Consider the following 12,272-nt stretch of genomic DNA (forward strand, 5'->3'; position numbering starts at 1 on the left):
CGCAACTGCAAATGCCTTAAGGGTGGATTTGCTGGCCGCCCTGTGCTTTACGTCGAACCAATTCCCGAGTTTCCTAAAAATTGCGTGGAGCCTTCCCGATGAACATCCATGAATACCAGGCCAAGGAACTGCTGGCCAAGTTCGGCGTCCCCGTGCCTGCCGGTTTCGCGGCATTGACCGTCGAGGAGGCCGTCCAGGCCTCGAAGAAGCTCCCCGGACCACTCTATGTCGTCAAGGCGCAGATCCACGCCGGCGGCCGCGGCAAGGGCAAGTTCGTCGAGCTCGGTCCCGACGCAAAGGGCGGCGTCCGCCTCGCCAAGACCGAGGACGAGGTTCGCGCTGCCGCGACCGACATGCTCGGCAACACGCTCGTCACCATCCAGACGGGTGACGCGGGCAAGCAGGTCAATCGCCTGTACGTCACCGACGGCGTCGACATCGACAAGGAATTCTACCTCGCGCTGACGCTCAACCGCACCACCGGCCGGGTGATGATGGTCGTCTCGACCGAAGGCGGCATGGACATCGAGGCCGTCGCGCACGACACGCCCGAGAAGATCCAGTCGATCGACATCGACCAGGCGACCGGCTTCATGCCGCATCACGGTCGCGCCGTCGCTGCCGCGCTGAAGCTGACCGGCGATCTCGCCAAGCAAGCCGCGAACACCGCGTCGAAGCTGTATGACGCGTTCATGGGCACGGATGCCGAGCAGATCGAGATCAACCCGCTCGCAGTGACGAACGACGGCAAGCTGATGGTGCTCGACGCGAAGGTCGCGTTCGACGGCAACGCGCTGTTCCGCCACAAGGACCTGCTCGAACTGCGTGACGAGACCGAGGAAGATCCCGCCGAGCTCGAAGCGTCGAAGTACGACCTCGCCTACATCAAGCTGGATGGCGACATCGGCTGCATGGTCAACGGCGCGGGCCTCGCGATGGCGACGATGGACATCATCAAGCTCAACGGCATGTTCCCCGCCAACTTCCTCGACGTCGGCGGCGGCGCCAACAAGGAGAAGGTGACGGCGGCGTTCAAGATCATCCTCGCGGATCCGAACGTGAAGGGCATCCTGGTCAACATCTTCGGCGGCATCATGAAGTGCGACATCATCGCCGACGGCATCGTCGCCGCGGCGAAGGAAGTGAACCTCTCGGTACCGCTGGTCGTCCGTCTCGAGGGCACGAATGTCGAAAAGGGCAAGGAGATCCTCGCGAACTCCGGCCTCGCGATCGTTCCTGCGAACGACCTTGGCGATGCCGCGAAGAAGATCGTCGCAGAGGTGCAGAAGGTCGCGGCCTAATCGCCGTCGACGACGCATACTGATTCTGCGAAAAGAGGGGCTCGGACGGAAACGTCCGGGCCCTTTTTCGTTGATGTCGCACACTGTTCGGCAGGTGGTCCGATCGGCATCTCGCCGTGACGCTACGGCATAGCGATGTTTCCATACCGGACTTGCGAAAATGGCTCGAAACGGCCATCTGTCGCGCCAACGCCGCCATACTGTGACGGTGATCGAAACGAATGATTTCACCTTGGAAGGAACCCCGATGAAGGTGCTGGTGCCGGTCAAGCGCGTGCTTGACTACAACGTGAAGCCTCGCGTGAAGGCGGACGGAACGGGCGTCGATCTGGCGAACGTCAAGATGAGCATGAACCCGTTCGACGAGATCGCGGTCGAAGAGGCGATCCGTCTCAAGGACAAGGGCGTGACCGAGATCGTCGTCGTCTCGATCGGCGAGCAGAAATCGCAGGAAACGCTCCGCACCGCACTCGCGATGGGTGCCGACCGCGCGATCCTCGTCGTCAGCGAGACCAAGGTCGAGCCGCTGGGCGTGGCCAAAATTCTCGCCAAGATCGTCGAGGAGGAAAAGCCCGACCTCGTCATTCTCGGCAAGCAGGCGATCGACGATGACAACAACCAGACCGGGCAGATGCTTGCCGGCCTCCTGAACTGGGGCCAGGGCACGTTCGCGTCGAAGGTCGAGATCGCCGATGGGTCGGTCAACGTGACTCGCGAAGTCGATGGCGGTGCGGAGACGGACACGCTTAAGCTACCCGCGATCATCACCACCGATCTTCGCCTCAACGAGCCGCGTTACGCCTCGCTGCCGAACATCATGAAGGCGAAGTCGAAGCCGATGGCGCAGAAGACGCCGGCCGATTTCGGCGTCGACGTGACGCCGCGCCTGACCACGCTGAAGGTGGTCGAGCCCGCCAAGCGCTCGGCCGGGATCAAGGTCGCCGATGTCGACGCGCTGGTCGGCAAGCTCAAGGAAATGGGAGTCGCCAAGTGAAGACGCTCGTCTGGGTCGAACATGACGGTCAGGCCGTCAAGGATGCCACGCTGTCGGCGGTGACTGCCGCATCGCAGCTTGGCGAAGTCCATCTGCTGGTCGTCGGCCAAGGCGTCGACGGCGTCGCTGGCGAGGCCGCGAAGATTGCCGGTGTCGGCAAGGTGCACGTCGCGGATGACGCTGCGTTCGCGCATGCGCTCGCCGAGAATGTCGCGCCGTTGATCGTCGAGCTGATGGCCAGCCACGATGCGTTCGTCGCGCCGTCGACGACGCATGGCAAGAACATCGCGCCGCGCGTTGCCGCGTTGCTCGACGTCATGCAGATCAGCGACATCCTGTCGGTCGAGAGCGAAGACACGTTCACGCGGCCGATCTACGCCGGTAACGCGATCGCTACCGTGCAGTCGACCGACGCGAAGAAGGTCATCACGGTCCGCGGCACGGCATTCGCCAAGGCGGCGACCGAGGGTGGTTCGGGCGAGATCGAAGCGGTCGCGTCGACTGGCGACAAGGGTCTGTCGACCTTCGCCGGATCGGAGATCGCCAAGAACGAGCGTCCCGAACTGACCAGCGCGAAGATTATCGTCTCGGGCGGCCGTGCGCTCGCCTCGAGCGACCAGTTCCACGCGATGATCGATCCGCTCGCGGACAAGCTGGGCGCCGGCGTCGGTGCCTCGCGCGCCGCGGTCGACGCAGGCTACGCGCCGAACGATTACCAGGTCGGCCAGACCGGCAAGATCGTCGCACCGGAAGTCTATGTCGCGGTCGGCATCTCGGGCGCCATCCAGCATCTCGCTGGGATGAAGGACTCGAAGGTCATCATCGCGATCAACAAGGACGAGGACGCCCCGATCTTCCAGGTCGCGGACATCGGCCTGGTCGGCGATCTGTTCAAGATCGTGCCGGAATTGACGGCGAAGCTGTAGGCGAATGCCGCTGCGCGGGCGAAGCCTCGCGCAACAGCAAGCCCGGCCGGCGGCGCTCCAGCGCCGACCGACGACGCGGGATTTACTCCCGCGGCGCGCGCCACGAACGGGCGGTGTGACCTGGGTCGCACCGCCCGTTCTTGTGTCTGCCGAACGTACAGGTCGGCCGATATCAAACCGATACGCCGACAAACTGAGGTCTATCGCACCCAAGCGAGCACTACCCCGGCGAAGGCCGGGGCCCAGTTTGGCGACGTCGCTCATGGAGCGTAGCGCTTCGTTACTCCGACCTTTTCAACTGGGCCCCGGCCTTCGCCGGGGTGGTGCTTGAGTTTGGCAGGCGACGCCTCTTGGCGGTATGTCGTGTAAGCCCGATCGAGTCGCTGCCGGAAAACCTCGGAAGCTCGGACCTTCCCTCACAGCCAGCCACCCCGTTGCCGCCCACCGTACGCCTCCCCAATTAGCCAGCATGTACGGCGTCCACTCGAACCCGCGCGACCGCCTGATATCCGCGGCCAGCGCGGCGATACTCTGCGCCGTCATCGGCTATGCGCTGATCCTCGGGCTCGGCGTCAGCATCCCCACCGCTATCCCAGATGCGCTGAAGACATTCGGGATCGGCCCGAAACCCCCTCCACCGCCGCCTGACCAGATCATCCCCCGCCCAGCGAAAAGCCACCGCCCCGAAGGCGCCGCGTCCCCCGCCAACCTCCGCTCGAAGGCGACCGAAGTCGTCGTCCCAAAACCGATCATCCCGCCGATCGTCCCGCCGCCCCCGATTATCGTCACACTGAAATCAGGCCCCGGTAGCGACGCCACCAGCGGCGCGGCTCCCATCCCCGGACCCGGCACAGGAGCAGGCGGCGAAGGGAACGGCACCGGCAGCGGTCGCTCCGGAAATGGCGACGGCGATGGTGGCGACGAGACGCCGCCCCGCCTTATCAAAGGCCGCTTCAAGAACAAGGATTTCCTTAATGCGGAGGCGGTGATCGGTGCGGGCGGGATCGTCGGCGTTCGCTACACGGTCGAGACCGACGGCAGCGTTACGCACTGCATGATCACGCGCTCCAGCGGAAACGGGGTGCTCGACGCGACCACCTGCCGGCTGATCGAACTGCGTTTCCGCTACCGCCCCTGGCTCGACGCCGCCGGTCAACCGGTGCGCTCGACCGTCGTCCACAACCAGGAATGGGTGAACCAGCTCGATCCGCCGTCACGCGGTAACTGAAGCCGATCGCCCCAGCCGGCCGCCGCTGAGCACCCGCGCGACTGCCGGCGAGAGCGCCATCAGCCCTCGCCCCAGAACGATCGTCACGCCGAGCACCAGCAACGGCTGGACCAGCAGATATGCCGGATACAACCCCGCCCCCAGCGCGCCAGTCGCCAATCCGATCAAAGGCCCGAACAGCCATAAAAGTACCAAGTGATCGCAGAATGCGAGAAACCCATAGCGCTCGATCCCGCGCAACCGGTCCGCAACGTTGCTTCCCGCCAGCGCCCAAGCGAACCGCCAGAACAGCACGGCCGACGCCAGTCGAAACATGATATCGAATGCCGCCATCAGATGCAGATGTGCGTCGAAGAACGCGTTCCCGAGCAACGCGGTCCACAGCCGTGGCGCGATCATTACCACGAACGGCAGCGCACACAGGGCGACCGACCACCCCGCAACACGCTCCGCCACGCCAAAGCGCCGCGCGGCGATCCCAGCGGTAAAGAACAGCAGGATCTGCGGTCGCAGCAACAACGGGACGTGCACCCCGGATACGCTCCACACCACCGCGATCAGCGCGACCAGCGCCAGCCACGCTGTCGACGCGCGTACCAGAACCGGCGCGAGCATCATGCAGACGAACAGGTCGCGCAGGAACGGCATCTGCACGTTGACGTCGTTCGCCTGCACGAGCGGCACCAGTTCGTTGAGCGTCCAACCGATACTCGTCGGCGTCGGCGCCTTCAGGTCGCCGAACGTCGCCGCCGCCCCCACCAGCAGGATCGCGATCGCGTTCCACAAAACCATCGGCAGCAGGATCGTCCGCGCCTTGCCGAGCAGAAATGGGCCGTAGTCCTGGCGCGTCGCGGTCGAGACGACCAGCCAGCCGGAGATCATCCCGAGCAGCGGCACCGCGCTACGCCCGAACACTTCGCCGAGTACCGTTCGCAGCACCGCCTGCCAGCCGAACGCCACCGCCGCCAGTTCCTCCGCGGTGCGCCCGGTCCAGGCATGGACGTAGACGATTCCCATGATCCCGATCAGCCGCGCGATCGCGATCGCGGTGGAGAGCCGGCCATCCGCCTCGCGCGCCGGTTCGGTCATTCCCGTGTACAATTCCGACCCTCTCCTCACGTCCGGCGAGCGCCTTACCCGGCTTGTCGCGCGCGAACACCTCCTTCAGGATGGAGCGGACGCCATGGGGGACGAAGACATGATCGCCGCATTCCTGCTGCTGGCCGCGCAGGCTAGCCCCGACGCTGCCCTATCGCGACGCGTCGAACGCGTGCTGGAGCGCAGCCCGGTGATCGACGGGCATAACGATCTCGCCTGGGAGATACGCGAGCTGCACGACGCGAAGGTCGAGGCGGTCGATCTCTCGGTCGACACCGCGCGGCTGCCGAACCCGCTCCAGACCGACATTCCCCGCCTGCGCAAAGGTCATGTCGGCGGCCAGTTCTGGTCGGTCTACATCCCCGCCGACGCGCCGCACGCGGTCGAAATGACGCTGGAGGAAATCGACATCGTCCGCCGTTTCGTCGCGGCGAACCCGGCGGCATTCGAACTGGCCACGACCGCTGCGGACATCCGGCGGATCGAGAAGGCCGGGCGGATCGCCTCGCTGATCGGCGTCGAAGGCGGGCACCAGATCGATGGGCGGCTGTCGGTGCTGCGCCAATATCGCGCGCTCGGCGTCGCCTATATGACGCTGACGCACGGCAAGAGCCTGAACTGGGCGGACAGCTCGACCGACACTCCGCGCGCCAACGGGCTGAGCGATTTCGGGCGGCAGGTCGTCGCGGAGATGAACCGGATCGGCATGATCGTCGACGTGTCGCATGTGTCCGACGCGACGATGGCCGCCGCGCTGGCGGCGACCAAGGCGCCGGTGATCGCCTCGCATTCCAGCGCGCGCGCGATCGCCGACGCGCCGCGCAACATCTCCGACGATCTGCTTCGTGCGATCGGCGCGAACGGCGGCGTGGTGATGGTGAACTTCTACCCGTCGTTCCTGTCAGGCGAGTGGCGGGCCTGGGACTTCGCGCGTTCGGCCTATGCGAAGAGCATCGGCGTGCCGGCGGGGGTGTACGGCGCCAAATCGCCTGCGCCGCTGGTGGCATGGGACGCGGCGCATCCGGAACCGCAGGTCACCGCCGCGACGGTCGCAGATCATGTCGAGCATATCGCGAAGGTCGCGGGCCATGATCATGTCGGGATCGGCGGCGATTTCGACGGCATCCAGGGGACCGGGCCGATCGGTCTAAAGGGCGTCGATGGCTATCCGCTGCTGTTCGCCGAACTGGCGCGGCGCGGGTGGAGCGATGGCGATCTGGCGAAGCTGTCCGGCGGCAACGTCCTCCGCGTCATGGAGCGGGTCGAAGCGGTCGCGAAGGGAATGGCGGGCATGCCGCCGGTCGACGCGACTGACGTGGGGTCGCGGTAGAGGGGCGAGTGCACGTTGCTCGAGTTCGACCAAACCCGCCAGATCCCGTCACCCCAGCGAAAACTGGGGTATCCCTCCGTATCAGATAACGTGGGCCAAACGATGATATCCCAGCTTTCGCTGGGACGACGGTTCGAGGCCGTCAAGGATCCGGCATCCGCTGCGGCGCGGGCGGCTCGACCACCAGTGGCGGTACCGTGCGCAACACCAGCCCGATCACTAGCGCTGCCACGCCGAGCAGCAGGCAGAACGCCGTTACCCCCGGCCACCCGGCATGCGTCCACGCGAACCCGCCGGCGGATCCCAGCACGCTCGACCCCATGTAATAGAAGAACAGGTAGAACGCCGCCGCCTGTCCGCGCGAGCCGCCGCCTGCAACCTGGGCCCGCCGCCCGACCCAGGCGCTCGCGATCGAATGCGCGCCGAAGAAGCCGATCGTCACCACGGCGATCCCTGCGATCACCAGCACCAGCGGCGTCATTGCGGTCAGCGCCACGCCGGCGATCAGCAGCACGACCGGGATCCAGAACACCTTCCGTCGCCCGAGCCGCCCCGCCAGCGTGCCGAACTTCGCCGAACTCACCGATCCCAGCACGTATAACAGGAACACTCCGCCGACCGCTGCCTGGCTGAGGCTATAGGGCGGGCTCATCAACCGGAAGCCGGCGTAGTTATAGATCGTGACGAACACGCCCATCAGCAGGAACGCCTCGAGATACAGCAGCGGCATCGCGCGATCGGTGAACAGCGATCCGGCACTCCGCAGCAATGCGCGGGGACGTCCCACGCTTGGCGTGAAATTGCGCGAGAGCGGCGCAAGCCGGCGGAATGCCTCCGCCATCGCCAGCCCTGCGACGCCGACCGCGGCGAGCGCCCAGCGCCAGCCTTCGAGATCGGCGACGACGCTCACGACCAGCCGCCCAGCCATCCCGCCGAGCGCACTGCCCGCGATATACAGCCCCATCGCCGCGCCGACCGAGCCGGCGTCGACCTCCTCCGCGACATAGGCCATCGCCACCGCCGGCACGCCCGCTAGCGCTACGCCGGTCAGGAAGCGCAGCACGAGCAACCCGCTCCACACCGGCACGACCGCCGCCGCCAAGGTCAGCGCGCCGGCCGCGAACATCGCCGCGATCATCAGCGGCCGCCGCCCGACCCGGTCCGAGACGAATCCCGCAAACAATATGCCGATCGCCAGTGGCCCGGTCGCCAGGGACACCGCGAGCGACGCGCCCTCCGCGGTCAGCCCGAACTGCGCGGCGAACAGCGGCAGCAACGGCTGGACCGAATAGAGCAGCGAGAAGGTCGAGAACCCCGCGAACAGCATCGCCAGCGTCAGCCGGCGGTAGGCGGGTGTGCCAATCGCGATCGGCGCCTCAGAACCCACCAAGAAAACTCGCGACGTTGTGGCCGAGTGCGTCGACCGCGTAGCCGCCTTCCATGACGATCGTGGTCGGCCAGCCCCGTGCGGAGATATCTCTGGCCAGCACCGTATAGTCGGGCGTGGTCAGTTTGAAATGCGAGATCGGATCTCCCTCCCATGTGTCCGCACCGAAGCTGACGACGAGCAGACCGGGATCGAACGCGGCGATTGCGTCGAGCGCGGTCGTCTGCGCCGTGCGGAAGGCATCGATTCGCGTGCCATGGGGGAGGGGGAGGTTCAGCGTTGTGCCGATCCCTTCGTCTTCGCCCGCCTCGTCGGCATGACCCCAGTAGAACGGGTAGTCGGTCTTGGGATCGGCGTGGACCGAGGCGTAGAACACGTCGCCTCTCGTGTAGAAGATGTCCTGCGTGCCGTTGCCGTGGTGATAGTCGATGTCGAGGATCGCGACGCGCGCGACACCGGCATCGCGTGCGGCCTGCGCGGCGATCGCGGCGGTGTTGAGGTGGCAGTATCCCCCGCAATAGTCTGCGCCGGCATGGTGGCCGGGCGGGCGGCACAGCGCAAACGTGGCACGGTCGCCGTCGAGGACGGCGTGCGTCGCGGCGAGCGCGGACTGTGCGCTGCCATAGGCGGCGGCCCAGGTCTCGGGCGTGATTGGCGTGGTCGCGTCGAAGCTGTGCGCGCCGATCAGCGCGTCAATCCGGGTGAGATCGAGCGGACGGCGCCCGCGGATCGGGAAGGTGTAGGGGATCGCATCGCCCTCGCGACCGGCTTCGCGCCACAGTCGCGCGGCGTCCTTTAGAAAGGTAAGGTACGGCGCGGGATGGATAGCCAGAATCGGCGCCTCGCCGCGATCCTCCGGCGCCTGGACCGGACCGAGCGCGCGCAGGATCGCATCGACGCGCGCAGGCGTCTCCGCATAAGCCGTGAACGCGCCGTTATGCAGTTCCCACGCTGGTGCATGGGTCCGCTGGGCGTCGTCGAAAAACAGCCGCATGTTCGCTCCTTGGTGCGCGGTCACGAGGGCAGAACCAACCGATCGCGTCCTGGGTCCTACGGGATCTCGCGCGTTCGGCAAATTCGAAGGCTCAGAACAGCGCCAGTTGCCGATCGTCGTCGCCGCTGAGCAGCCAGCGGCCGAGCACGTCGTGTCGCGTTCGCCCTACATGGCTGTGGACCAGTACGAAGGCATCCGCCGTCCAGCCGATCGGCGCGATGTCTTGCGTGAACGGCGCGCCGTCGCGGTAGCCGAGCGTCATGTGAGCACTCGAGCGAAAGCCAGCGCGGGCGCGTAGCCCCGCCGCCTCACGCGCTACGGCGATCCGCTGGTACAAGGCGGCGAAGGATGCATTTTTGCGGCGCGGCCGCAGAGCAATGGATCGATCGCTGCCGATCACGGTATCGAACTCGATCGCGAACGGCACCGCCTCGACCGCATCGCCGATCGCCTTCAGGTCGCGCTCCAACGCCGTCGACACGCGGTCCTGGTCGTCGAGAATATCGATCGTGACGTGCAGATGCTCGGGGCGCAGCTTGTCGCTGTCGGTCTCGAACCATGACGCTGCGGCGGTAATCTGGCGCGCTAGTGGGAGTGGCGGGCGGAGCGCGAAGAATAGGCGATGACGCGCGAGTGGTCGATGAAACATGCCGGTTTCCGGATCGGGGGAGGCGGACTTGTTGCTAATATGTTCTCGTTAAGCTGTCGAGGCGATACGGCCGCTCGGCCAACCTGAAACCACCACCCCGGCGAAGGCCGGGGCCCAGTTGAAAAGGTCGTGGTAACGGCGCTCTGCGTCCAGTTATGAACGTCCCCCAACTGGGCCCCGGCCTCCGCCGGGGTGGTACTTCTTCGAACGGGTCGTCTTACCGGGCGAGCGCTTCCGCGATCAGTTTCCGCGAGTTCGCGACGCCGTACAACGCGATGAAGCTTCCCATCCGCGGACCCTGCTCCGAGCCCAGCAACGTCTCGTACAGCGCCTTGAACCAGTCGCGCAGGTTGTCGAACCCGCCGGTCTTGCCGATCTCGTAGACGATGTTCTGGATATCCTCCGCGCTCGCCTCCGCGGGCAACGCGGCGAGTTCCGTGTCCAGCCGCTCCAGCGCCGCGACCTCGACACCCTCGGGTGCGCGACGCTTCAGCGTCGGCGCGACGAAATCGCGGCTATAGGCCAGCGCATAGCCGATCAGCCGGTCGAGCTCGGGATATTTGTTCGCCGACGCATCAGGCACGTAGTTGGCGAGATACCCCCAGACCTGCTCCCTGCTCGCATCGCCCATCACCCCGACGAGGTTGAGCAACAACCCGAACGTCACCGGCAACTCCCCCGTCGGCAGCTTGCCGTCGTGGATGTGATGGACCGGATTGCCGAGTTGCTGCTTCAGGTCCTGGCCCGCGTAATTGCCGCGGAACTGCCAATATTCGTCCACTGCGCGCGGAATCACGCCCATGTGCAACGACTTGGCCTTCTTTGGCTCGCGGTACGCATAGAACGCCAGCGATTCCTCGGGACCATAGGTCAGCCATTGTTCGAGGCTCAGGCCATTGCCCTTCGACTTCGAGATCTTTTCGCCATTCTCGTCGAGGAACATCTCGTAGTTGAAGCCCTCGGGCGGGCGGCCCCCGAGAACGCGCGCGATCTTCGACGACTGGGTGACCGAATCGATCAGGTCCTTGCCCGCCATCTCGTAATCGACGCCGAGCGCAACCCAGCGCATCGCCCAGTCGACCTTCCACTGCAACTTCGCCTTGCCGCCCAGCACGCTCTGCTCGATCCGCTGGCCTTCGTCTTCGAACGCGATCAAGCCCGTCTCCGCATCGATCACCTCGATCGGCACCTGCAACACGATGCCGCTGGTCGGCGAGATCGGCAGCACCGGCGAATAGGTGGCACGACGCTCGGCCCGCAGAGTCGGCAGCATCACGTCCTGGATACCCTGGAAGTGACGAAGCACACCCTTCAGCGCCTCGTCGAAGCGGCCGCCCGTGTAATATTCGGTCGACGAGGCGAACTCGTAGTCGAAGCCGTAGCGGTCGAGGAATTCGCGGAGAATCGCGTTGTTATGCGCGGCGAAGCTCGAATGCGTGCCGAACGGATCGGGGATCTGCGTCAGCGGCTTGCCAAGATGCTCGCGCAGCATGTCGCCGTTGGGGACGTTGTCCGGGACTTTCCGGAGACCGTCCATATCGTCCGAGAAGGCGATCAACCGCGTCGGCGTATCGCTCAGCGCGTGAAAGGCGTTGCGCACCATCGTCGTGCGCAACACTTCGTTGAACGTGCCGATATGCGGCAGGCCCGACGGTCCATAGCCCGTCTCGAACAGCACCGGATCGCCCGACTTGCCGTTCGGATACCGCTTGAGGAGTTTGCGCGCCTCCTCGTACGGCCAGGCTTTGGACTCGAGGGCGGCGGTGCGGATGTCATCGGTCATAGCGTTCGTCGATTAGCGCCTGCGCCCGTGTCCGTCACCCCACCGCCGCATGCGTCTTAGCGGCAACGATCCTTCGCGGTGATCGTCCGGTCGACCGCACGGCCACCGAGCGCACCCGCTGCGCCACCAGCGAGCGTGCCGAGCAGCCCGCCGCCGACCGCATTACCTAGCACCGCGCCGCCGACGCCGCCTGCGACGAGACCGGTCGTGCCGCTCGAATGACGGCAACGCTTGGCGCGGTAACGACGGTCATGCCCGCGATATTCGCGCTTCGAACGGGCTTCCGCCTTGCTAGTGGGGATCACGGCAGCCACCGGAATTGCGAGCGAGAGTGCGCTCAGCGCCATGAGAAACTTCCGCATGATGATCATCCCTGTTGATGTAGATAAAGTTCGGTATCGATGAGTGCGCAACGCACGTGAACCGTGCCGGTTGCGTAACGGCCGATATGGGTGAGTTTGTTGGTGGAGGTTTGCACAACCGCGAAGGGTGCAGCATTTCAGGCTGAAACCGACGACAGCGTGTTTCTCCGCGAAGGCGGGGATCCAGACTGGGCTCCCGCCTACGCGGAAGAACAAGCAG

General features: G+C 65.6%; 11 protein-coding genes. 5 read left to right on the top strand and 6 right to left on the bottom strand.

Translation table 11 applies throughout. The annotated features are described in order from the left end of the window. Window positions 1–98 precede the first annotated feature (98 nt). From sucC to C8J42_RS11815, 4 genes are all read left to right on the top strand, one after another. On the top strand, window positions 99–1,301 hold the full coding sequence (gene sucC / locus C8J42_RS11800) for an ADP-forming succinate--CoA ligase subunit beta (RefSeq protein WP_133020199.1): 1,203 nt from the start codon (window positions 99–101) through the stop codon (window positions 1,299–1,301). 247 nt (window positions 1,302–1,548) lie between these two features. Beyond that, window positions 1,549–2,295: an electron transfer flavoprotein subunit beta/FixA family protein gene (locus C8J42_RS11805; protein WP_056064107.1), complete on the top strand. Its 747-nt coding sequence runs from the start codon at window positions 1,549–1,551 to the stop codon at window positions 2,293–2,295. Beyond that, complete coding sequence (locus C8J42_RS11810; RefSeq protein WP_133020200.1) at window positions 2,292–3,221, top strand: electron transfer flavoprotein subunit alpha/FixB family protein; 930 nt, start codon at window positions 2,292–2,294, stop codon at window positions 3,219–3,221. Before C8J42_RS11805 ends, C8J42_RS11810 begins: the two co-directional genes overlap by 4 nt. 469 nt (window positions 3,222–3,690) lie before the next feature. Beyond that, window positions 3,691–4,449 (top strand): energy transducer TonB, encoded by a 759-nt coding sequence (locus tag C8J42_RS11815; protein ID WP_133020201.1) that lies wholly within the window; start codon window positions 3,691–3,693, stop codon window positions 4,447–4,449. On the opposite strand, the gene C8J42_RS11820 is transcribed toward C8J42_RS11815, so the two are convergent. Then, a complete protein-coding gene (locus tag C8J42_RS11820; protein WP_133020202.1) occupies window positions 4,435–5,538 on the bottom strand; it encodes an acyltransferase in 1,104 nt (367 codons plus the stop codon). The two genes, C8J42_RS11815 and C8J42_RS11820, sit on opposite strands and share 15 nt — an antisense overlap. 94 nt (window positions 5,539–5,632) lie before the next feature. Between C8J42_RS11820 and C8J42_RS11825 the strand changes: the two genes are divergently transcribed. Continuing rightward, complete coding sequence (locus C8J42_RS11825) at window positions 5,633–6,877, top strand: dipeptidase (RefSeq protein ID WP_243644338.1); 1,245 nt, start codon at window positions 5,633–5,635, stop codon at window positions 6,875–6,877. 142 nt (window positions 6,878–7,019) lie between these two features. Here the strand turns inward: C8J42_RS11825 and C8J42_RS11830 are convergent, their stop codons facing one another. The 5 genes from C8J42_RS11830 to C8J42_RS11850 all read right to left on the bottom strand — a co-directional run bounded on the left by C8J42_RS11830 (window position 7,020) and on the right by C8J42_RS11850 (window position 12,052). Beyond that, window positions 7,020–8,264 (bottom strand): MFS transporter, encoded by a 1,245-nt coding sequence (locus C8J42_RS11830; protein ID WP_243644339.1) that lies wholly within the window; start codon window positions 8,262–8,264, stop codon window positions 7,020–7,022. Next, window positions 8,254–9,258 (bottom strand): histone deacetylase family protein, encoded by a 1,005-nt coding sequence (locus tag C8J42_RS11835; RefSeq protein ID WP_133020203.1) that lies wholly within the window; start codon window positions 9,256–9,258, stop codon window positions 8,254–8,256. The genes C8J42_RS11830 and C8J42_RS11835 overlap by 11 nt, the downstream gene beginning before the upstream one ends. A gap of 91 nt (window positions 9,259–9,349) precedes the next feature. Continuing rightward, complete coding sequence (locus C8J42_RS11840) at window positions 9,350–9,907, bottom strand: 2'-5' RNA ligase family protein (protein ID WP_120300766.1); 558 nt, start codon at window positions 9,905–9,907, stop codon at window positions 9,350–9,352. Between the two features lie 217 nt (window positions 9,908–10,124). Beyond that, entirely contained in the window at window positions 10,125–11,690 is a 1,566-nt protein-coding gene (locus C8J42_RS11845; RefSeq protein ID WP_133020204.1) for a lysine--tRNA ligase, read from the bottom strand. Between the two features lie 56 nt (window positions 11,691–11,746). After that, window positions 11,747–12,052 (bottom strand): hypothetical protein, encoded by a 306-nt coding sequence (locus C8J42_RS11850; protein WP_133020205.1) that lies wholly within the window; start codon window positions 12,050–12,052, stop codon window positions 11,747–11,749. Between the last annotated feature and the right edge of the window lie 220 nt (window positions 12,053–12,272).

The organism is Sphingomonas sp. PP-CE-1A-559, from assembly GCF_004340965.1.
Lineage (GTDB): Bacteria > Pseudomonadota > Alphaproteobacteria > Sphingomonadales > Sphingomonadaceae > Sphingomonas.

Bases quoted from the DNA above. Each gene is read 5' to 3' on its own strand.
- C8J42_RS11845 (WP_133020204.1), bottom strand. From the start codon at position 11,690: ATGACCGATGACATCCGCACCGCCGCCCTCGAGTCCAAAGCCTGGCCG.
- C8J42_RS11815 (WP_133020201.1), top strand. From the start codon at position 3,691: ATGTACGGCGTCCACTCGAACCCGCGCGACCGCCTGATATCCGCGGCC.
- C8J42_RS11850 (WP_133020205.1), bottom strand. From the start codon at position 12,052: ATGCGGAAGTTTCTCATGGCGCTGAGCGCACTCTCGCTCGCAATTCCG.
- C8J42_RS11840 (WP_120300766.1), bottom strand. From the start codon at position 9,907: ATGTTTCATCGACCACTCGCGCGTCATCGCCTATTCTTCGCGCTCCGC.
- C8J42_RS11825 (WP_243644338.1), top strand. From the start codon at position 5,633: ATGGGGGACGAAGACATGATCGCCGCATTCCTGCTGCTGGCCGCGCAG.
- sucC (WP_133020199.1), top strand. From the start codon at position 99: ATGAACATCCATGAATACCAGGCCAAGGAACTGCTGGCCAAGTTCGGC.
- C8J42_RS11835 (WP_133020203.1), bottom strand. From the start codon at position 9,258: ATGCGGCTGTTTTTCGACGACGCCCAGCGGACCCATGCACCAGCGTGG.
- C8J42_RS11820 (WP_133020202.1), bottom strand. From the start codon at position 5,538: ATGACCGAACCGGCGCGCGAGGCGGATGGCCGGCTCTCCACCGCGATC.
- C8J42_RS11805 (WP_056064107.1), top strand. From the start codon at position 1,549: ATGAAGGTGCTGGTGCCGGTCAAGCGCGTGCTTGACTACAACGTGAAG.